At 68.4% G+C, this 21,294-nt stretch carries 15 protein-coding genes; 12 read left to right on the top strand and 3 right to left on the bottom strand.

Annotated features, from left to right (window positions below; genetic code table 11):
• Positions 1 to 8 precede the first annotated feature (8 nt).
• Positions 9 to 1,616, bottom strand: a complete 1,608-nt coding sequence (locus tag KXR53_RS19315) for a flavin monoamine oxidase family protein (protein WP_437376889.1) — start codon at positions 1,614 to 1,616, stop codon at positions 9 to 11.
• 34 nt (positions 1,617 to 1,650) lie between these two features.
• Positions 1,651 to 3,225: a flavin monoamine oxidase family protein gene (locus tag KXR53_RS19310; protein WP_437376888.1), complete on the bottom strand. Its 1,575-nt coding sequence runs from the start codon at positions 3,223 to 3,225 to the stop codon at positions 1,651 to 1,653.
• Positions 3,226 to 3,497: 272 nt separating this feature from the next.
• Here KXR53_RS19310 and KXR53_RS19305 point away from each other — a divergent pair, with 272 nt between their 5' ends.
• Complete coding sequence (locus KXR53_RS19305) at positions 3,498 to 4,226, top strand: response regulator (protein ID WP_437376887.1); 729 nt, start codon at positions 3,498 to 3,500, stop codon at positions 4,224 to 4,226.
• On the opposite strand, the gene KXR53_RS19300 is transcribed toward KXR53_RS19305, so the two are convergent.
• Positions 4,190 to 10,219 carry an AAA family ATPase gene (locus KXR53_RS19300; RefSeq protein ID WP_437376886.1) on the bottom strand — a complete coding sequence of 2,010 codons (6,030 nt, stop codon included), beginning with the start codon at positions 10,217 to 10,219 and terminating at the stop codon, positions 4,190 to 4,192. The genes KXR53_RS19305 and KXR53_RS19300 overlap by 37 nt on opposite strands.
• Before the next feature lie 169 nt (positions 10,220 to 10,388).
• Here KXR53_RS19300 and KXR53_RS19295 point away from each other — a divergent pair, with 169 nt between their 5' ends.
• The 11 genes from KXR53_RS19295 (at position 10,389) to KXR53_RS19245 (ending at position 21,287) form a co-directional block, all read left to right on the top strand.
• Positions 10,389 to 10,577: a hypothetical protein gene (locus KXR53_RS19295; RefSeq protein WP_437376885.1), complete on the top strand. Its 189-nt coding sequence runs from the start codon at positions 10,389 to 10,391 to the stop codon at positions 10,575 to 10,577.
• Between the two features lie 455 nt (positions 10,578 to 11,032).
• On the top strand, positions 11,033 to 11,818 hold the full coding sequence (locus tag KXR53_RS19290; RefSeq protein WP_437376884.1) for a gamma-glutamylcyclotransferase family protein: 786 nt from the start codon (positions 11,033 to 11,035) through the stop codon (positions 11,816 to 11,818).
• A 239-nt stretch (positions 11,819 to 12,057) separates the two neighbouring features.
• On the top strand, positions 12,058 to 13,335 hold the full coding sequence (locus tag KXR53_RS19285) for an ABC transporter substrate-binding protein (protein WP_437376883.1): 1,278 nt from the start codon (positions 12,058 to 12,060) through the stop codon (positions 13,333 to 13,335).
• A gap of 183 nt (positions 13,336 to 13,518) precedes the next feature.
• Positions 13,519 to 14,430: a carbohydrate ABC transporter permease gene (locus KXR53_RS19280; protein ID WP_437376882.1), complete on the top strand. Its 912-nt coding sequence runs from the start codon at positions 13,519 to 13,521 to the stop codon at positions 14,428 to 14,430.
• A complete protein-coding gene (locus tag KXR53_RS19275; protein ID WP_437376881.1) occupies positions 14,427 to 15,290 on the top strand; it encodes a carbohydrate ABC transporter permease in 864 nt (287 codons plus the stop codon). The genes KXR53_RS19280 and KXR53_RS19275 overlap by 4 nt, the downstream gene beginning before the upstream one ends.
• Before the next feature lie 25 nt (positions 15,291 to 15,315).
• Positions 15,316 to 16,215 (top strand): nucleoside hydrolase, encoded by a 900-nt coding sequence (locus KXR53_RS19270; protein WP_437376880.1) that lies wholly within the window; start codon positions 15,316 to 15,318, stop codon positions 16,213 to 16,215.
• Between the two features lie 95 nt (positions 16,216 to 16,310).
• The gene (locus KXR53_RS19265) at positions 16,311 to 17,021 is read left to right on the top strand and encodes a transcriptional regulator NanR (RefSeq protein WP_437376879.1); all 711 of its coding nucleotides are present in this window, start codon (positions 16,311 to 16,313) and stop codon (positions 17,019 to 17,021) included.
• Positions 17,022 to 17,071: 50 nt separating this feature from the next.
• Positions 17,072 to 18,478, top strand: a complete 1,407-nt coding sequence (locus KXR53_RS19260; protein ID WP_437376878.1) for an adenylate/guanylate cyclase domain-containing protein — start codon at positions 17,072 to 17,074, stop codon at positions 18,476 to 18,478.
• A 161-nt stretch (positions 18,479 to 18,639) separates the two neighbouring features.
• Positions 18,640 to 19,341, top strand: coding sequence for a hypothetical protein (locus tag KXR53_RS19255; RefSeq protein ID WP_437376877.1), 702 nt, complete (start codon positions 18,640 to 18,642; stop codon positions 19,339 to 19,341).
• A 21-nt stretch (positions 19,342 to 19,362) separates the two neighbouring features.
• Positions 19,363 to 20,202, top strand: coding sequence for a phosphotransferase (locus KXR53_RS19250; protein ID WP_437376876.1), 840 nt, complete (start codon positions 19,363 to 19,365; stop codon positions 20,200 to 20,202).
• A 143-nt stretch (positions 20,203 to 20,345) separates the two neighbouring features.
• Positions 20,346 to 21,287 (top strand): ribose-phosphate diphosphokinase, encoded by a 942-nt coding sequence (locus KXR53_RS19245; RefSeq protein WP_437376875.1) that lies wholly within the window; start codon positions 20,346 to 20,348, stop codon positions 21,285 to 21,287.
• Positions 21,288 to 21,294: the final 7 nt, after the last annotated feature.

Below are 21,294 nucleotides of genomic sequence, written 5' to 3'. Positions count from 1 at the left end.
GCGGGAGGTCAGGCGGCGGAGGCGAGCCCGTCGACCGGGGCGGCGAGGCCGAAATGCTCGGTCAGCATCATCTCGGCGGTCTGCAGCGCGCCTTCGACCCAGCCCTGATAGGTCGAATAGGATTCGCCGCAGATATAGACCTCCTCGTCGGCGACCGGCTTGACGATGCGGGGCATCACCGCCGCGGTGTCGACGCCGATGTTCCAGGAATGCCAGCCGCCGCCATAGGGATCGTCGCCCCAGTCGCGAAAGGCGGCGGCATAGGGTTCCGGCGCCTTCTCCACCCCGTGCACCTCGATCAGCTGGCGGTGCGCCTCGGCCACCATCAGCGCGCTGACGTCGTAGATGTCGGGGAGCCTCGCCTCCGCTCCCGTGACGAAGGGATTGGGCCGGCCGCCAAAGCGGGGGCCGCTGTGACGCACCCCCTCCCAGTAGTCGACCGAGATGCCGTCGGTGTAGGCGGCGACCAGCAGCGAATTGCTGTTCCGCGGGTCGCCGCCCAACTTGCCCTCGGTCTCGAAATAGTAGATCTGGCGCAGCGGCAGGTCGGTGACGGAATCGCCCGAATGCAGGCCCAGCGCATGCCACCAGGGGTGCGGATAGGCCAGGGCGAATTTGTACAGGGCATGGCCGGTGACGGTGGCCAGCAGCTTCGCCACCCCCGGCTTGGCGAAGAACTCGCTCGGCCCGGCCCGGTCCAGCGGATGCTCGGCGATGCGGTCCAGCGACCGCCGCGGCATCGCCAGGATCAGGCGGCGGGCCAGGGCGACATGGTCGCGCCCGGCGTCATGGTCGTGGAAGGTCAGGGTGTAGAGCCCGTCCTGCCGCCGGGTGAAGGCGATCAGCTCCTGCCGCAGACGGACGCGGCCGCCGGCGGCCGCGAACTCGTCGCGCAGGCGCCAGGGCAGGGCCTCGTAGCCCTCGGGCAGATGGACATACGGGGTCTGGTTGGCTGGTATCGACCAGTCCTCCATGTACCAGGGGATGGCCTCGGCGGCGTTCCAGTTGGTCAGCACCGTGTTGAAGCCTCCGCCGGCGAGGGCGAGGTTGTAGGCCTCGACGCTCAGCTGACTCAGCAGCACCTGCCAGAAGCCGTGCTGGCGCAGCGGGAAGCCGTTCAGCGTGGCGGCGGCGCAGGCGGCGCGCAGCTCCGCATTGGTCATCTTCGTGGCGCCGGGCATGATCGCCTCGATCGCCTGCACCACCAGCTGCGACGGCGACTTGCCGCGCTCCTCATCCGTCAGCCAGTACGGCACCACCGAGGGGTCGGAATACTGGCCGACATGGAAGCGGTGGCCGCGCAGATAGGCCAGGTTCTGGGGCCCGCCCATCGGAAATTTGACCGTCTCGAAGCCCAACCGCCCGACCAACCACATGACGATGGGTTGGGACGTCATGATCCGCATCCCGCCCAGCTCGGCCGGCACATGCGGCATGCCGGGCAGACGGACGGTGTCGAGCCGGCCGCCGATCCGGTCGCTCATCTCGAACAGGTGGATGCCCGCCGCCGGGATCCGCGAGTCCGGGGCGGTGGCGAGCCGCCAGGCGCTGTACACGCCGCCCATGCCGCCGCCGATGATCGCGCAATCGATCACGCCGTCAGGCCCTGCGCTCATGGTCGTCACTCCCTCTGGACGGATGGATTGCCTCTCAGATGCTCACGATCTGGTCGACCGCCTCGAGCGCGGCGATCAGCGCGCCCTGGATCCAGGCCTGGTCCAGGGAGCAGTGCTCGCCGGCGAAGAACAGCCGGCCCTCCGGCCGCTTGCAGTCGAGGAAGATCGAGCCGAGCTGCCCCGGCAGCAGGAAGGCGAAGGCGCCGGCCGACCATTTGTGCGACTGCCAGCAGATCGCCGCGGCATCGACGACCATGTCGTCATCCAGGATCTCCGGATGGAACCGGGCGACGCCGCGGCGCACCGCATCGACCCGGGCGTCCGGATCCATCAGCCCGAGGCGCAGCGCGTCGGAGCCCCAGCAATAGGCGCCGAGCAGCGCCCCCGGCAGCGAGGCATCGGCATGCGGCGCGGGCGAGGTGCGCTCGTCATGCGCCGGGCCGGTGTGCGGGCTGGACCAGGGCGCCGGCCGCAGCGGGCCGCGTTCGACCTGCAGATGATCCATCGGATAATAGGTCTGGCGCTGCAGCCCGTCGGAGATCGAGCCGCCGCCATAGATGCCGTAGCGCGACTGCCAGAACCGCTCGCGGCAGTCGAGGATGACCTTGGTCGAGGCGGCATAGGCCATCTGGCTGATCGACAGGCGCTTGCGGTAGCTGAAGCCGTCCAGCTCCATCCGGCGCATGACGCCGAAGGGCAGGGTGCACAGCACGTAATCCGCGGTCAGCGTCTGCGGCCCCTCCGGCCCGGTATAGCCGATCTCGACGCTGGTCTCGGAGGTCAGGCTGATGCGGGTGACCTCGTGCTGCAGCAGCACGGTGCCCGGGCGCAGCATCGCCGCCAGCGTGTCGGGCAGCTGGCTCATGCCGCCATGCAGCGTGGTCAGGTTGTTGCCGGTGCCGACGATGGTGTCGCGGATGAACATCGTCACAGCCTTGTCGAACCAGACGGCGAGGCTGGTATAGGCGCCGACCAACTGCTTCACCGGCTGCGGCAGCACGGTGTCGAGAAAGGCGCCGAGCGACAGGCTGTCGAGAGTGCGCAGCCGGTCGGTCGTCAGCTCGCCCCGGAACAGGCTGTCCTGCTCCTCGGCGGTGAGGGTGGCGATGGCGTTGGCCTGCACCCAGCCGAAGATGGCGCCGCCGGGATCCTGCGGATAGGCGCCGGCGGGCGAGGGCGGCGTCTCCGGCAGGCCGTAGCGCGGATAGATGCGGCTGCGGCTTTCGCTCAGGCGGCAGATCACGTCGTGGATGTCGAGGAAGTTCTGCGGGACGCTGTTCACGAACGGGATCAGCCGGCCGGACAGGCCGGCGCGGTCGATGTAGTAATGGGTATAATCGTGCGCCTGCGGGACGCGCATCGCCCCCAGCTCGTTGTAGCTGCCGTCCTTGAAGTGGTGGGTCAGGATGCGGCCGCCGATGCGCTCGCTGCCTTCGAGGATGGTGACGCCGTGGCCGAGCTGCTGCAGCTCGTAGGCGGCGACCAGGCCGGCGATGCCGGCGCCCAGGATCACGACATGCTTGGCGCCGTGCCCGGCATTGTCCCGCCGGATCCGCTGCAGCATTTCGGCGATGGGAACATGCGGGTAGGTGCTCTGCTGTTCGGACATGCGCGCCTCCTCGCGGGTCGAGCGGGGCCGGGACGAAATGCCCTGCTCAAAAGGATTTTAGAAAAAACGCTGGGAATTCCTGTTCCACCCGATGTTTTACTGTCGTGGCGACACCATCGGATGCCGAATCCTGCCGACTCGTGTAGCATGCAGGGCGGTGTGGGATGTAAACCGGATTTGAACGGCTGTTCGCATGCATCGGCGACGCTGCGGCGGCGAGGAAGGGCAGCAGGCGAGTAGGACTATATTCTGATGAGCACGGGACGCCGTACATGACGGGTGGCGCCGGAAGGCGGTATCGCCTGATCGTGGTGGAGGACGATCCGGTCACGCGCTCGATGATCGCGCGCTATTTCGCCGAGCAAGGTTTCGAGGTGGAGGAGGCCGCGACCGGCGCCGAATGCCGGCGGGCCATGAAGCGCAGCCCCGCCGACCTGCTGTTCATCGACATCCAGCTGCCGGACGGCGACGGCTTCGACCTCGCCCGCGAGATCCGGGCGACGAGCGCGGTCGGGATTATCTTCGTCACCCAGAGGGACAGCGAGATCGACCGCGTCGTCGGGCTCGAGTTGGCCGGCGACGACTATGTGACCAAGCCGGTCAAGCTGCGCGAATTGCTGGCCAGGTCGCGGGCGCTGCTGCGCCGCCGCGGGCTGGAGCGTGATGCCGCGCGCCACAACTCCGTGGTCAGCTTCGACGCCTGGCTTCTGGACCAGACACGGCGCGAGCTGACGACCCGGGACGGCACCCCGGTGCGCGTGACGCGCGGCGAATTCGATCTGCTGGCCGCGCTGGTTCAGGCCAATGGCCGGCCGCTCAGCCGCGACTATCTGGTCGAGGTGGTCAGCAACCGCGACACCGAGGTCGGCGACCGCACCGTCGACGCGCTGGTCGCCAGGCTGCGCCGCAAGCTGCAGACCCCGGCCGGCGGACCGCCGGTGATCGTCACCGTGACCGGGGTCGGCTACAAGCTGGGCGTTCGCACCGATGCCCACGGCTGAGCCGCCGACCGCCGCATCTCCGCCATCAGGGCTGCGATCGACATCCGGCGGAGCGGGGCCAGCTCGGCCGCCATGTCCGCCAGGCCGTCGATCGGTACGTCCTGGTTCGCGCAGGCTTCGATCGTGGCGGCGTGCCGGGCGAGGTGGGCCAGGCCGAGCGCGCCGGCGGAGCTGCTGAGGCGGTGGGCCAGGCGGGCCAGGCCGCGACGGTCGCCGGCCGTGGCCGCCGTGTGGATGGCGAGGATCATCGGCCGCGATACCCGGTGGAACATCAGGGCAAGCCGCGCCAATTCGCCGGTCCCCAGGATCTCGTGGCGCTCGGCATAAAATTCCCGGTCGACCAGGGCCGTCGGATCGGCCGATGCCGCCGGCGGCTCCACCGGCGAGCGGGCTTCGGATATGGCCGACAGCATGCGCTGCAGCACGGCCAGCTGCAGCGGCTTGCCCAGGATGCGCTCGATGCCCGCCAGGGCGCAGCGTTGCCGGCTGCCGTCGGTCAGATCCGCGGTCAGCGCCAGGATCTGGGGCGGCTTGCGGTCGCCCGGCAGCGCCCGGATCCGCCGCGTCGCCTCGAGCCCGTCCATGCCGGGCATGTGCAGGTCCATCATCACGACGTCGAAGTCGCCGGCCGCCGCCGCCTCGATCGCGGCCTGACCGCCGTCGGCGAGGGTCACGCGGTGGCCCAGCCGGCCCAGCAGCCCGGCGGCCACGGCCCGGTTGATCGGGTCATCGTCCACGACCAGGACTGAGAGCGCCGGGCCGGCCTCGATCGGCGCGGGGGCTGCCGACCGCGTTGTGCCAGGCGTTACCGGCACGGACAGGCGGAATGTGCTGCCGGCGCCCGGGGTGCTGTCGACCGCCAGCGTGCCGCCCAGAAGGTCGACGATCCGCCGGCAGATCGCCAGGCCCAGCCCGGTGCCGCCATAGCGCCGGGCAATCGATGAATCGGCCTGGATGAAGTCGCCGAAGATCCGCTCGTGCATCTCCGGGGCGATGCCGATCCCGCTGTCCTTCACCGCCACATGCAGCGTCGACCGCGGCATCGCCCCTGCCATCGGATCGAGCCTGACCGTCACGCTGATGCCGCCCTCCGAGGTGAACTTGACGGCGTTGCTCAGCAGGTTGATCAGCACGCGGCTGAGGCGGCGGGAATCGCTGCGCAGAACCGCCTCCGGCGGCGCGTCGACGGCGAGGGTCAGCGCCAGCCCCTTGGCCGCGACCTGCGGACGGATCAGTTCGACCGCGTCGGTCACCAGCCGGCGCAGGTCGAAATCGTGCAGATCCAGCGCCTCCTGGCTGTTCTCCAGCCGGGCGTAGTCCAGGATCCCATCGATCAGATCGAGCAGGGATTTGCCCGATTCCTCGGCGATCTCCAGATAGCGGCGCTGCTCCTCGGGCAAGGGGGCGCGATCGAGGATCTGGAGCATCCCGAGCACGCCGTTCATCGGCGTCCGGATCTCGTGGCTGACGACCGCCAGGAAGCGTGATTTCGCTTGGTTGGCGATCTCGGCGGCCCGCCGGGCCCGGCGGGCCTCCCGCTCCTTGGCCACGGCGCGTTTGCGGGCCGTGTCGAGTTCCGCGGTGCGCTCGCTCACCTTCTGCTCGAGTCCTTCATTCGCCCGCAGCAGGTCCGTGCGCGCGCCGTCGAGGGCGGTGAACAGCCGGGCGTTCGCCAAGGCGATCGCCGCCTGCGCCGCCAGGACCTGCACGACCTCCAGACGGCGGGGGCTGAAAACCCCGGCGGCCAGGTTGTTCTCGAGGTAGATCAGCCCGTCGACCTGGCCGCGCTCGTCCAGCGGGGCGCACAGGATCGAGGCGACGCCATGGGCGCGGATGTAGGGATCCCGCAAGAACTCGGGCGAATGCTGGGCGTTGTCCAGCACCAGGGCCTCGCGCGTGCGCAGCACATAGGACAGGACCGATTGGGGCACGGCATCGCTGTCCTCCAAGCGCCCGGAGTCCCCGGCGGCGAGGACCGAGACCTCCCGGTCGCGCCCAATCGCCTCGACATGCAGGCCGTCGTCGCGCCGCAGGACCAGGACGCCGTAGGACGCGCCGGCGCTGTCCTGGATCGCGCCGAGCACCCGCTGCACCAGCTGGCGCAGGTCGATCTCGCGTGAGATCGAATGCGCGGCCCGCAGCACGGCCCGGAAATCGATGTCATCCTCGCCGGAGGGGCTGCCGGCCTCGCGCAGCGAGGCGCGGCCGGCGCGCGACCGCGCCGCCAGCCGCGGGAATTCCTGCTCCAGCGCGGCCACCTTGGCGGCGGCTCCCCAATAGCCGTACAGCGTCGCCGCCTCGCGCAGATGGGCCATCCCGGCGACGTCGTTGCCCAGGTCCAGGCAGAAGCGCCCGGCATATTCGTTCGCCAGCGCGGCGTAATGGGTCTGCTTGGCGGCCTCGGCCCGATGGATGGCATCGCCGTAGAGGCGAAGCGCGTCGCCGGTTCGCCCATCGGCCCGCGCCAGCTCCGCCTCGGCCAGGCCGTGCATGGCGCCGAAATTGTGCGGGTTCAGCTCGCTCCAGCCGCGCAGCCTTTCGCGCCGCGCCGCGAAATCCTCACCTCGGTCGCCGCCATCCGCCAGGGCCGCCAGCAGCAGGAAGGCGACGCCGTCGGCCTCGGCCGCGACGCCGGCGACGGCAGGCAGATGCGCCGCGGTCGGGCCGATCAGGCGGCGGGCCGCGCCGAGATCCCGGAACACCAGGGCAAGCTGCAGCCGCCGGATCAGGTAGTTGCCGCGCGCGACGAGATCCAGCGTCCCAAGATGGGCATCTTCTTCCGATTGGCTCCGCACCCGGTCGCGGGCCAGGCTGGTCGGCGCCGCGGTCCGGCCCATCAGCGCCGCGGCGAAATCGATCTGCATCCGGCAATGCTCGGCCGCCGTCCGGTTCCGCTCGCCGATCAGCCGGAGATGCTCCTCCCCGATGCGGGCCACCTCGGCCAGCGCGCCGCCGCTGCCGAGCAGGTGGATCACGTAGGCGGCGGCATGGTAGGAGCCGAACTGGATGTCGCCCATCTCGAAGCCGGCCCGGATGCCGTCGAGATTGAGCTGCAGCGCGCCCTCCAGCGGGTGCAGCCAGTGCCGCAGAAAATAGGTGTAGACGAAGGTCACGCTGGCCGTCAGCGGATGGCCAAGCCGCGCGTCGAGGGTAATGGCGGTCCGGGCGAAGGCGTCCGCCGCCGCGCTGTCACCCGTCATTCCCCGCAGGGTCAGAGCCAGGGTGACGATGATCCCGGGCGCCAGCGCGTCACTGCCGTGCCGCAGCATCAGATTGGCGTTGCGCAGCGCCATCAGCGCGTACAACTCCGGCTGCAGCGTGTTGTGGGCATCGGGGGCCAGGCGGAACAGGATCTGCATCGCCGCGGCCAGGCGCCGGTCGCGCAGGGGAGGCAGGTCCAGCAGCGCCTCGGCCGGGCGCCCGGCCATCAGCCGCTGGAACTCGGCGAATTCCGCGGCCACGGCCTCGCGCTGCTGCTCCACCGTCACCGGCAGCTCGATCCCGACCAGGCGCAGCCCCCGGCGTCCGACCTCGATCGCCTCCTTCTCCAGCAGGCGCGCATCGAGCGACACCAGCTGCAGCATGGCCAGCTGCAGCCGGTGCTCGTCGTCCCTGAGCCGCGCGGCCAGCGCCTCGACCTCCCGGTCGAAGGCGACGTGGTCCTGGGTCAGCATCCGGCACTCGGCCAGCAGCAGCGCCGCTTCGGCGATGTCGTCGTAGCGGGTCTCCCACAAGCCGGGATCGGCCAGGCTCAGCCCGGTCTCGGCATAGTCGCGGGCGGGGCCGAAGGCGGCCGCAGCCCGCGCCTGCCGGGCCGCGATCAGGTTGATCTCGGCGCAGCGGGCCCGCAGCGCCGGGTCGTCGTCCAGGTCGCCCGCCGCATTCAGGTGTCGGGCGATGGTGAAGGCGGCCGCCGGCAGTTGGTCGGACGCGGTCCGCTCCAGCAGCACCAGGGCGATGCGGCGATGCAGCGCCGCGGGGTCGGGCGTCAGCCGGTAGGCGGCCTCGCGGATCCGGTCATGGGCGAAGCCGACACCGCCGTCGCGGGCGACCATCAATCCTTCCAGCACGGCGTCGTCCAGGATCGGGCGCAGCGCCGGGACGTCGAGGCCGAGGACGGCGCCGAGCACCTCCGCTTCGACCTGCATGCCGATGCAGGCGCTGGTGGCCATCACGCGCTGCAGCTGCGCCGGCAGATGGCCGATGCGGTCGGCCAGGAAGCCGACCACGTTGTCGGTCGCTTCCACCGCCGCGATGCGCTCCAGATCCCAGTCGCCGGAGGGGCCGATGGCCCCGCTCTCGCGCAGATGGCCGAGAAGCTGGCGCGCGAACAGCGGGTTGCCCAGGGTCTTGGCGTGCACCAGGGCGGCGGCCCTGGCCGCCTGGTCCGGCCGGCCGCGATAGGCGGCGACCAGCATGGCCTCGATATCCTCCGGCGTCAGCGGCTGCAGGTCGATGCGGCGCAGCCCGCCGAGCTGCGTGTCGAGCGTGTCCTGCAGCGCGGTTTCGAGGTCGGCCGCGCCGCCGCGGCAGGTGCCGATCAGCAGCAGCCCGCCCTTGGGCGCGGCGGCGCAGATCGGGCCGAGCAGTTCCAGGCTCGCGGCATCAGCCCATTGCAGATCGTCCAGCAGCAGCACCAGCGGGCGGTCCGGCGCGGCGAAGACGGCGACCAGCTCGCGCACCGCCTGCGCCAGCCGGCGTCCGGCCTCCGCCGGGGCCAGCATCACGGCCGGGGGCTGCGGCCCGATCAGCCGGTCGAGGCCGGGCACCAGCTCGGCCAGCGCGCTCGCGCTGCGGCCCAGCCGGTCCAGCAGCGCGGTGCGCCAGGCCGCGACCATCGCGTCGGGCTCGGTCAGCACGCTGCGGACCAGCCCGGCGAAGGCCTGGGCGAGGCCGAGATAGGGCACGTCGCGCTGCTGCTCGAACTTACCCGCGGCGAAGCGGCCGCCGGCCTGGGCCACGCGATCGCGAATCGCGGCCGCCAGCACGGTCTTGCCGATGCCAGGGGCCCCGGTGACCAGCACCGCGCTGCTGCGGCCGGCCCGTGCCGTCTCGAATTCCTCCTGCAGCGCGGCCAGCGGGGCGTCCCGGCCGTACAGGATCGAATCGCCGAAGGCGTCGCCGGCCGTGACGGCGAAGGCGGTGATGCGCCCGCCCGCCGCCCCTGCGGGTTCGAAGCCGGCACGGCAGCGCCCCAGATCCGCCGCCAGATCCGCCGCACTGTGATACCGCGCCGTCGCGTCCTTCATCAGCAACGTCGTCACGATCTCCGCCAGCACCGGCGGAAATTCCGGCAGCAGCGTGTCCAGCGGCACCGGGCGCTGGGCGAGATGGGCGTGCAGCAGATCCAGGCGTTCCGCGCCGACGAACGGCGGACGGCCGGCGAACAGCTGATACAGGACCGCGCCGAGCGAATAGAGATCCGCGCGATGATCGACCGGCCGGTTCATCCGGCCGGTGCGCTCGGGGGCGACGGTGGTCAGGTCCTCGACCGCCGGCAGGGCCTCGGCCGGAACGGAATCGCCGCGACCCAGCACCACGGCTCCGCCGAAATCGATGTAGTTGACCCGGTTGTCGGCCGGATTGATCACGATGTTGTGGGCGGACAGGTCGCCGTGTAGCACCCCGCGCTCATGCACATGGGCCAGACCGAGCGCCAGGGTCTCCGCGATCGCGATCCGGTGCGCCAGATCCGGCGGGGCGGCGGCGGTCCAGTCGGACAGGGTGATTCCGCCGATGTCCTCCAGCACCAGGACTGGTCCCTCCGGGCCGTCCGGCTGCAATCCGAGCGGACGCACGACGAAGCCGGATTCGAAGCGCGACAGAATCTCGTATTCGCGCCGCAGCTGGTCGAACAGCCCGACCGCCGGCTCGCCGAGCCCCTCCTTCAGGATCACCGGCCGGCCGTCCTCGAGGACCACGCGGCTCACTGTCGTGGCAGGAGTGCGGTGGATCACCTCGCGACGGCGAGCCTGATAGGGGTTGTCCGGCACGGCTGGTACCTTATCCGGGGCAGGCGCGGCGCTGCCTGTCGATCAATCCCATACCGGCCGTATCCGTCAAGATCCCGCAATCTGTGCCGGCCGGCGCCGCTTTTCGCTGGAGGATCCGCCTCTCCGATGCCAAGCTGGCATCATTCTTTGATCGAATTACGATGACGCCATGACCAAGCCTCGGCCTCAGGCCAACGACAATCACAGCCCGGAAGACCTCTGCGGGTTGCGGATCGACGAGATGAAGCGCCAGCTGGTCGCCAAGATCACCTGCGCCGCGCGCCGCGTGCAGCCCTCGCCCTCCGAACCGGTCCGGACGTCGGAACGATATTTCTCGCGGCCGACGGTCGACCTTTGACGGGATGAACCGCTCCGCCGCAGGATCGCGGCGCGAGCGGGCGTCGCGACAGAGACGCAGGTTTTGTCATCCTCCGTCACGACTCGCCATTTCACTACAAGCTGCGAACGCCGATCATCGCCGCGGCCCGGGCAGGGCATGCAGGGCAACGCCGGCGGTGTCGGCCGAGTTCTATCCCGCGCCTGCCATGATTTCTCGGCCGATATTCGCAAATATCGAGTCGATTTATTCTTTAATTTTTCCGGTATCGAAAATGAATCGTGATCTTTAGCGGGCGGAATCGCCTTGCTGCGGGCTTGGTCTGGTCTTTATAGATTTCGAAGGTTTTGTTGATCGGTCCTCGACGGCAATTGATTTCACGAGGAATGGGTACAGTCGGTGATCGAGGTCGCGGAGGTCGACACAACCCCCGCTCGACCCGGCTGACGGACAACTTGGATGGGGGATGAGACACCATGGATCGCAGACACCTGATGATCTCCGGACTCGCCGCGCTCATGCTGGCTGCGACGGCATCCGGAGCCGGGGCGGCGGAGTGGTGGGGGAAGAAGCTGCCCGGCCAGCCGCAGAACTTCATCTTCGGCTACGGATCGCTGATCAACACGACGTCCCGCAATTCCACCGCGACCAAGCCGATCGACGCGCTTCCGGTGCGGGTCTCGGCCTCCTTCGGCTATGTCCGGGCCTGGGTCGACCGCGCGAAATCCGGTTTCACCGCCCTCGGGTTGCGCAAGCCGAACGCCGACGAGCAGGCGATGACGATCAATGGGGTGCTCTATCCGGTCGAAGGCGACGATATGGCTCTCTTCGATCAGCGCGAGGCCGGCTACAAGCGCATGGAAGTGCCGCGCGACGCGATCGAGGCGGTGTCCTGGGAGCAGGTGCCCCCCGACGGAAAGATCTGGGTCTATGTCTCGGTCGGAAAGGACGGCACGCCCGGCGAAGGCCTGCAGCCGCCCTCGGCCGACTACCCGCTGCTGCAGTCCTATGTCGATGTCGTCATCGACGGCGCCCTGGAATACGGCCCCGATTTCGCCCGCGAGCTGATCGAGACGACCGCGGATTGGAGCCCGTATTGGCTGAACGACCGCGAGCTTCCCCGCCGGCCCTGGGTCTACGACAAGAACTACGCGACGGTGGACAAGCTGCTGGAAGACACGGCGCCGGCCGCGCCCCACCTCAAGGACCGCCTGTTTCCCGAGGTCTATGCGGTCCGCAACGTGGCGCCGGCCGCGCGGTGAGGTGCGGCAGACACCACCTCCGCAACGGACCGACATACTCCTGAGCCGCATTTGAGCCGAGGCCCCACGGGCGATGCCCGCGGGGCCTTGTCTTCTGAGGGCGAATCCGGGATCGCGCAAACCGGCATAATCGCTGGTTGACTCATCATACCAGCACACCATAATGCCGATAACCACGGGCGGGCCGAACCGCCGGACATAAGACGACCGCAACGTCTCCATCGCCGGGGGAGGGCGAAATGCAGGCTCTGACGCGTCGATCCATGGTCGCGGGCGCAGCGATGCTGACGGCGGCGTTCTTCGCCGTTCCCGGCTGGGGCCAGGAAGCGCCGGCCAAGCCGGTCACGATCGAGTTCTTCGGCCTCGCCTCGCACAACTGGCCGCTCGTGATCGAACGCTTCCAGGCCGACTATCCGACCGTCACGGTGCATTTCACCAAATTCGGCACGGACGAGCTGAAGCAGGCGCTGCGCGTGGCCGCCGCCTCGGGCAAGCTGCCGGACGCCTGGTGGAATTGGGGCGGGTCGCTGGCCTCGCCTTACAATCGCGGCGGGCACACTGTGAAGCTGACGCCGGAGCTGCTGGCGGCGCTCGGGGTCGAGGCGCATGTGACGCCGGCGGCGCTGGCCATCACCCGCGACGGCGCCGACCTCTACGGCATCCCGAACAAGATCGGGCCCTTCGGCTTCATCTACAGGAAAGCGCTGTTCGAGAAGTACGGACTGCAGCCGCCGCAGAGCTTCACCGATCTCGAGAAAGTCGCCGAGACGCTGAAGGCGAACGGCGTCACGCCGTTCTCGATCGGCGGCAAGTTCAGCTGGATGACGATGCGCTTCTTCGATTTCTTCCTGGAGCATTACGCCGGGCCGGAGGGGCACGATGCGCTGCTGGACATGAAGGAGTCCTGGGAGTCCGAGCCGGTCATCCAGTCCTTCGCCAAGCTGAAGGAATGGGCCGACAAGGGCTATTTCCCGGACGGGTTCCTCAATGTCGACCCGGCCACCAATATGCCGCTGCTCTACAACGACCAGGCGGCAATGGTGTTCGACACGCCGAGCCTCGAGCTCAGCCGGATCATGCGCGAGGGCAAGTCGCCGGCCGATTACGGCACCTTCCCGCTGCCGACCGATCGGAGCCCGAAGCGGGTGCCGGGGTCGCCGTCGCAGATCCAGGTCAATGCGAAATCCTCCGAGGACGTCCGCAAGGCCGCCCTGCTTTTCGCCAGCTACGTCGTGCGGCCGGAGATCGCGCCGGTGACGGCGCAGGCGGTCGGCTACCCCAGCGCCACCAAGAACATCCTTCCGGCCGAGGACCTGCCGATCCAGCGGCAATGGTCGCAGTGGACCCAGGGTGAGATCGGCTTCTACCGCCTGACCGACCAGGGCCTGCCGCAGGATGTCGTCGCCGCCTATTTCGAGGCCCAGGATTCGGTTCTGCTCGACCTGATGACGCCGGAGGAGGCGGCGGCCCAGGTACAGGAGGCGATCGAGCGGTCCAAGACCCGCGCCAGCAACTGACTCATGAAAGGATCGTCATTGCGACCCCGGCGAAAGCCGGGGGAAGCAATCCAGAGCCGCAGGAGCGGATGCATGGATTGCTTCGTCGGCTTCGCCTCCTCGCAATGACGGTTCTCTTGCAGGAGAGGATGAGTCCGATCACGGGCTCGTCGGTGTGACCCACACCAGCAGGAGATCCGCGGCATGGCAGAGGCCGGCCTGCAGACGAGACGGCTGTCGCGCAAATTCGTGGACGAGGTGGCGGCGCCCTGGCTGTTCCTGGCCCCGGCCGCGCTGATCTTCATGGTCGTGCTGGTCTATCCGATGACCTACTCGACCTGGCTCAGCCTGTTCCGCTGGGACGGCGTCTCGCCGGACAAGGTCTGGGCCGGGCTCGGCAACTATGTCGAGCTGTTCACGCGCAACCGGGTGTTCTGGATCGCGCTCAAGAACAACGTGGCGTGGAGCCTGCTGTCGCTCGTCGTCCCGACCGGCATCGGCCTCGCCCTGGCGCTGGCGCTCGACGGACGGTTCCGGGGCAGCGCCTTCTTCCGCAGCGTCTTCTACTTCCCCGCGATCCTGTCGATGAGCATCGTCGGGCTGATCTGGAGCTGGATGTACCACCCCAGCCTCGGCCTTCTGAACCAGCTGCTGGAGGCGCTCGGCCTCACCGGGCTGGAGCGCAACTGGCTGTCCGATCCGAAGATCGCGCTCTACTCCGTCTTCGTCGCGGCCGCCTGGCACAATGCCGGCCTGCCGATGCTGCTGTTCCTGGCCGGGCTGCAGACTATCCCCAAGGAGGTGCTGGACGCCGCGCGCATCGATGGCGCCGGCCGGTTCCAGCGCTTCTGGTACGTCACCTTCCCGCTGCTGCGCGAGACCACCATGGTGGTGGTCGCGATCACCGCGATCAACTCGCTGAAGGTCTACGACATCATCTACGTCATGACCTATGGCGGCCCGGCGAACCGCACCCAGGTGCTGGGCAGCTGGATGTATTTCCTGACCTACAACCACAACGAGGTCGGGCTGGGCACAGCCATCGCCGTCATCCTGTTCCTGCTGACCCTGGTCTTCGCCGTGCCCTACACCCGGCACATGGTGCGCAGCCGATGACGGACGCCGCCGTTTCCTTCGCCGGCACGGCAGTCCGGCCTTTCCGCCTGCGCTTCGGGTCGCTCGGCTTCTACGCCGCGCTCGCGATCGGCGGGATGGTCTGGACCGCGCCGCTGATCATCCTGGTCTTCACGGCGCTGAAGAGCGCGGGCGACTTCGCCCAGAACGGCGCCTTCGCCCTGCCGCAGTCGCTCGAATTCGGCAATTTCGCCAAGGCCTGGGCGATCGGTATCAAGACCTATTTCTGGAATTCGCTGGTGCTGACCGTGCTGAAGGTCCCGGCCGGGGTCTTCATCTGCTCGCTCGCCGCTTTCGCCCTGACCAAGATGAAGATGCGCGGCGGCGGCATCGTCTTCACCGTCTTCGTGCTCGGCCTGATCGTGCCGATGCAGATGACGCTGGTGCCGCTGACCCTGCTGTACCAGCGGCTGAACCTGATCGACAGCCTGCCCGGGCTGTTCTTCCTCTATCTCGGCTTCGGCCTGCCGCTCGGCATCCTGGTGCTGCGCGGCTTCTTCCGCTCGATCCCGGCGGAGATGATCGAGGCGGCGCGGATCGACGGCTGCACCTGGTGGGGCGTGTACCGGCGGGTGGTGATGCCGCTCGCCACCCCGGCGGTCGTCTCGCTGCTGATCCTCGACGGCATCGCCACCTGGAACGAGTTCATCCTGGCCCAGATCTTCATCCGCACCGAGGCGCAGCGCACCCTGCCGCTCGGGGTGGTGCAGTTCAGCACCGAATTCTCGACCGCCTATGATCTGCTCGCGGCCGGCCAGCTGATCACGATCTCGCCCTTGCTCCTGCTCTACCTGTTCTTCCAGCGCTACTTCGTCCACGGCATGGCCGGGGCGGTGAAGTGAGCGCGCCAGCGAAAGGAACCGACAATTGCTGCCCCCGGAGAAGAAGGCCCGCCTGATCCTGAACACCGACGCCAAGAACGAGGCGGACGACCAGTACGCCATCGTCCATGCGCTGCTGACGCCGAGCTTCGATTTCCACGGCATCATCCCGGCGCATTTCGGGTCGCTGAAGTCGAAGACCAGCCTCAAGGACAGCCATGACGAGGTGATCAAGCTACTGGAGCTGATGGACCTCTCCGGCCGGGTGCGGGTCGCCGACGGCGCCGAGGGGGCCATGCCGGACGAGCGGACGCCGGTGCCGTCCGCCGGCGCCCATCTCATCGTCGAGGAGGCGATGAAGGACGACCCGCGGCCGCTCTACGTCGCCTTCCTCGGGCCGCTCACCGACATGGCCTCGGCGCTGCTGATGGAGCCGAAGCTGAACGAGCGCAACGTCGTCGTGGTCTGGATCGGCGGCGGGCCGTGGCCGACCGGCGGCCGGGAATACAACCTGTCCAACGACATCCACGCCGCCAATGTGGTGATGCGGTCGAAGGTCCAGCTCTGGCAGATTCCGATGACCGTCTACCGGATGATGGCGGTCGGCTATGCCGAGCTGTACGAGCGGGTCTACGACAAAGGGCCGATTGGCAAATACCTGGTCGACCAGCTAGTGGAATGGAATCTGAAGGCCCATGCCGGCCCGATCGAGCACCGCTCGCTCGGTGACACGCCCGCTTTGTCGGTGATCCTCAACCCGAACGGCGGGATCTCGGAATGGGTGCCGGCGCCGGAGTTCAGCGACCGGATGCATTATGTCCACACCGGCGCCCACCGGCCGATCAAGCTGTATCATTCGATCGATGGGCGCTGGATCCTTGAGGACTTCTTCGCCAAGCTCGCCCGCTTCGCCCGCGGCGAGCAGGAGTTCGCCGCCTTCGGCTGACCGCAGTGATGGCGGCCGGTCCGGATGGTATGATGAGCGCGCCATACCCTATCCGGGCCGCGGCATCGCGCGGCTGACGCAGGAGGTCTCATCAGGTGCGGGATTCTGTCGAGCCCATCGTCCGCAGGAAGCTGTGGCACGAGGTCTTCGATCGCCTCAGGGCGATGATCACCAATGGCGAGCTGGCGCCGGGCGACGCCATGCCGTCGGAGCGGGACCTGATGGACCGGTTCGGGGTCGGGCGGCCGGCGATCCGCGAGGCGATGCAGGCGCTGGCCAATATGGGGCTGATCACGATCAGCCACGGCGAGCGCGCCCGCGTGCGGCAGCTGACGGCCAAGTCGATCATCCAGCAGGTCGACCTCTCCGCCCATATCCTGCTCTCCGCCTCGCCGGACAGCCTCGAGCATCTGAAGCAGGCGCGCCGCTTCTTCGAGCGCGGCATGGTGCGCGAGGCGGCGGAAAGGGCGACGGAAGAGGACATCGCCCGGCTGGAGGAGACGCTGCGGGAGCAGAGCGGCAAGCTCGACGACCCCGGCGCCTTCATCGCCGCCGACATGCGCTTCCACACCCAGATCGCGGCGATCTCGGGCAACCCGATCTTCGAGGCGGTCAGCGAGGCGATGCTGAGCTGGCTGCGCGAATACCACACCGAGATGCTGATCTGGACGGGGAAGGAGAACGTCACCCTGTCCGAGCACCGGGAGATCCTCGACCACATCCGCCGGCACGACCCGGATGCGGCGGAGGCGGCGATGGTCCGCCACCTCGACCGGTCCGCGGTGCTGTACGCGCATCACGGGTAGGGACGGCGCACCGCTTTGGCGTCTTCTTCGATTTGGCGTAAAGTCGAGGCATGAGCGAGGTTCAGGCCCTGTTCGCGGCCCTTCGGCAAGCTGCCGACGGGGAAGCTGCGGCGGCGGTGGAGCGGCTGGTACAAGAGGGACCGGACCGCGCGCTCTGCCGCGTCAACGTCTTCGACTTCGCGGCTCAGACCGGGATCGACGTCGAACGCGTCATCGCGGTGTTCCTGCACGCCGCACGCCTCGGGCTGTTCGAGCTGTCCTGGAACGTGCTCTGTCCCGGCTGCGGCGGCGTTCTGGACGCCAACACCACGCTGAAGACCCTGAACCGGGACGAGTACAACTGCGCTCTCTGTGCCGCGGGTTACGAACCTACGCTCGACGAGATGGTGGAGGTGGCCTTTACCGTGAGCCCGCGGGTGCGCCGGATCGGAGCGCACGACCCCGACACGCTGCCGCCGGTGGAGTATTGCCGCCAGGTGTTCTGGGGATCCGGCGTCGATCTGCCGCCGAATTTCGAGCAGTTGATCGAGGACATCACGCTCGATCTCGTCGAACTGCCGGCCGGCGAAAAGGCGCTCCTGTCGCTGCAGCTCCCGGCGGAGTTCCTCATCGTCTGCGACCCCGTGAGCCATGCGACGCAGTTCCTCGACGTGAAGGGCGAGCCCACGCGCGATCGCCAGACGCTCTCCTTCATCATCGATCCGGTGCATCGGCCGAACGAAACCGTCTCGCTGCGGCCCGGGCCGCTGCGCCTCTCCGTCGAGAACCGCACCAATCGTCGGGTGCTGGCGGGGGTCTGGATCGCCGGGCCCGCGCTGCACGAACTCCTCGGCCGGCGCAAGCCTTTCCTGACGGCAAAGCGCCTGCTCACGAACCAGACGTTCCGCGACATCTACCGGACCGACACGCTGGACGTCGACCAGCGGCTCAAGATCACGAGCATGACCTTCCTGTTCACCGATCTCAAAGGGTCGACGGCGCTGTATGAGCGCGTCGGCGACCTGGCTGCGTTCGACCTGGTGCGCGCCCATTTCCGCGTGCTGCACGAGATCGTCGCGGCCGAGGCCGGCGCCGTGGTCAAGACCATCGGCGACGCCGTGATGGCCACATTCCCGACACCCGATCGCGCCGTGGCCGCCGCGCTGCGCATGCGCGACGCCATGGGGCACCTCAATGACGCGCACGCAGGCGAAGACCTGGTGCTCAAGATCGGCATCCACGAAGGGCCGTGCCTCGCGGTCACACTCAACGAGCGGCAGGATTATTTCGGCCAGACCGTCAACATCGCCGCCCGCGTCCAGACTCTGGTGAATTCACGCGCCATCTTCGCGACGGAACCGGTCGTGAGGGATTCCGATACCGCGAAACTGCTGCAGACCAGCGGAATCGAGCCGGTCGCCCAACGCCACACGCTGCGCGGTATCGCAAACGAGCTGACGCTTTACGAGATTCCCTAGCTTCCGGTTCTGGTGTGCTGTGGCCATGGAACTGGCAAGGGCACGGGCCGTTTCCCAACCAGAGGCTGACGATCCGTCTCGGAGCGTAGGCACCTTGATTCCGCTGCCATGCCGACCACTGCGGCAGAGCGATGACAGATCGGCGCGCCAAGGAGGCTGTCATGCCGGAGCCGGGACAAGGTGAGACCGGGCAGCGCATGCTGCAATTCATGACGACCGAGCATTTCGCGCTGCAGACTGCCCGGGCAGCCACGATCCAGGAGGCGAACCAGCGCGCCAATCTGTTCCTGACGTCGGTCTCGAGCGCGACGATCGCCCTCGCTTTCGTGGCGCAGGTCACGCAGATGGGCCAGCCATTCGTCTTGTTCAGCCTGATCCTGCTGCCCTGTCTCTATTTCATCGGCATCGTTACCTTCGTGCGGGCGGTCCAGGTCGCGATCGAAGACATGGTGCACGCGCGCGGTATCGCGCGAATCCGCCACTACTACGTCGAGATCGCGCCATTGATGGAAAAGTACCTGATCCATTCCACGCATGACGACGATCAGGCGGTCCTGACCGACAAGTCCCTCGAGCCGTCGCGCTGGCAATCCTTCATGAGCACGGCGGGCTTGGTGAGCGTCATCGCCGGGGCCATCGCCGGCGTCTTCGCAGGGGTGGTCGTGAAGGCGGTCGCCGGCTCGACCGTCACTGCGCCCGTGGTTCTGGGCATCACGATCTTCGCAATGAACGTCGTCCTCCTGCGGCGCTATCACGTTCGGGCCTGGACGACCGCCGAGCAGAGACTGGCGGTGCTGTTTCCGAGCGCGCCCGATCAATATCAGGTGGCCGGGGCGCAGACCCGCACCGCCGGCCGACGCTGACGCTGTCCCCTCAGCCCGCCCATGACCAAGGACACCGAGACGACACCGCTCACCGGCGGCGGGAGAACCGCTGTCGCCCGACGCGGCGGGGTGGTCATCCGGGACGCAGGCCCGTGGAGCCGCTCGGTCCACTCCCTGCTGCGCCATCTACAAGAGGTAGGTTTCGCGGCAGCACCCCGCGTGGTGGGAGACGGTTTCGACGAGCAGGGCCGGGAGATCCTGACCTACCTCGATGGCGACATCATCAACCCGGCGCCCTGGACGGACGAAGCCATTCACGAGCTCGGCCGCCTGATCCGGCGGCTGCACGACGCGACGGCATCCTTCCGACCGTCGAGGGACGCGATCTGGCGCCCTTGGTTCGGCCGGGAGGTCGGCTCGCCCGACATCATCGGGCACTGCGATGCGGCGCCCTGGAACATCGTCTCGCGGGACGGCAGGCCCATGGCGCTGATCGACTGGGAGGCGGCAGGCCCTGTCGACCGGCTGACCGAGATCGCCATGGCGGCCTGGAACAACGCCCAGCTCTACGACGACGATGTCGCCGAGATGAACGGCCTGCCCGAAGCCGGGCACCGCATGAGGCAGGTGCGCATCTTTGCGGATGCCTACGGGCTGCCGGCCCACGACCGGCGGCGCCTCGGCGACAGGATCATCGAATTCGCCGCCCGGAGCGCCGCGAACGAGGTGATCGAGCAGCGGATCACGCCCGAGACCGAGCATGCGCCGCGCGTCTGGGGCATCGCCTGGCAGACGCGCAGCGTCGCCTGGCTGATCCGCAACCGCGACGCCCTTGAGGCCGCTCTGAGTCGAAGAAAGATCGCGATCAGGGGCCGAGGTCGGCCGGTCGATAAGATCTGATGGATAGCGTCATGAGCCGCTCCGAGCCTGTGCTTTTCCAGCATCGCCGATGCGCGTCCGGAGGCAGAGTCCGGCCGTGGACAAGGCCATTCGCCGCCTCTAGCTTGGCGCCGTTCCGAAGACCCGGGCGTCCAGGGGGACCAATGGCGGATCTAGCTGTCTTCTCCGGAACCGCGCATCCCGCCCTGGCGGCGGAGATCTGCGCCGCACTGGGCGTTCCGCTCCTGCCGTCCAGGGTGCAGCGCTTCGCCAATGACTGCCTCCAGGTCCAGCTGCAGGCGAATTGCCGTGAACGCGACGTCTTCCTGGTCCAGCCGCTCAATCCTCCGGTCCAGGAGCATCTGGTCGAGCTGCTTCTGATGATCAACGCAGCCCGCGGCGCTTCGGCCTCGCGGATCACCGTGGTCGTGCCGCACTACGCCTATGCCCGATCGGACAAGAAGGACGCGCCGCGCATCTCGATCGGCGGCCGGCTGGTGGCGGATCTGCTGACCGCGGCGGGGGCCGACCGGGTCCTCACGGTCGCCTTGCACTCGCCCCAGGTTCACGGCTTCTTCAGCGTGCCGGTGGACCATCTCCATGCCCTCGGCGAGCTCGCCGGCCACTTCCGCCGGTACGATCTTTCCAACGCCGTCGTGGTTTCGCCGGACCTCGGCTATGCGAAGGAGGCCTCCGCCTTCGCGCGCCTGCTGGGCGCCGGCGTCGCCATGGGCGCCAAGCAGCGCTACGAAAACGACCGCGTCGAGATCAGCACCGTCATCGGCGAGGTGCGCGGCAAGGACGTCATCGTCATCGACGACGAGATCGCCAAGGGCAGCACGGTGCTGGAGCTGCTGGGCCATCTCCGCCGCCAGGGCGCGCGGTCGATCCGCGTGGCCTGCACGCACGGCCTCTTCTGCGGCGGCGCGCTGGAGCGGCTTGGCGCCCAGGACGATGTGCTGGAGATCGTCTGCACCAACACCATTCCGGTGGACGGCGCCGAGCGCCATCCCAAGCTCGTGGTCCTCTCCATCGCTCCCGCCCTGGCCGAGGCGATGCGCCGGATCCACGCGGGCGAGTCCGTGAGCGAGCTGTTCCACGCCTAGCCCCTCG

Source organism: Inquilinus limosus (assembly GCF_051487185.1).
Classification (GTDB): Bacteria; Pseudomonadota; Alphaproteobacteria; order DSM-16000; family Inquilinaceae; genus Inquilinus; species Inquilinus limosus_F.
This window is presented reverse-complemented; position numbering and strand designations above follow the sequence as displayed.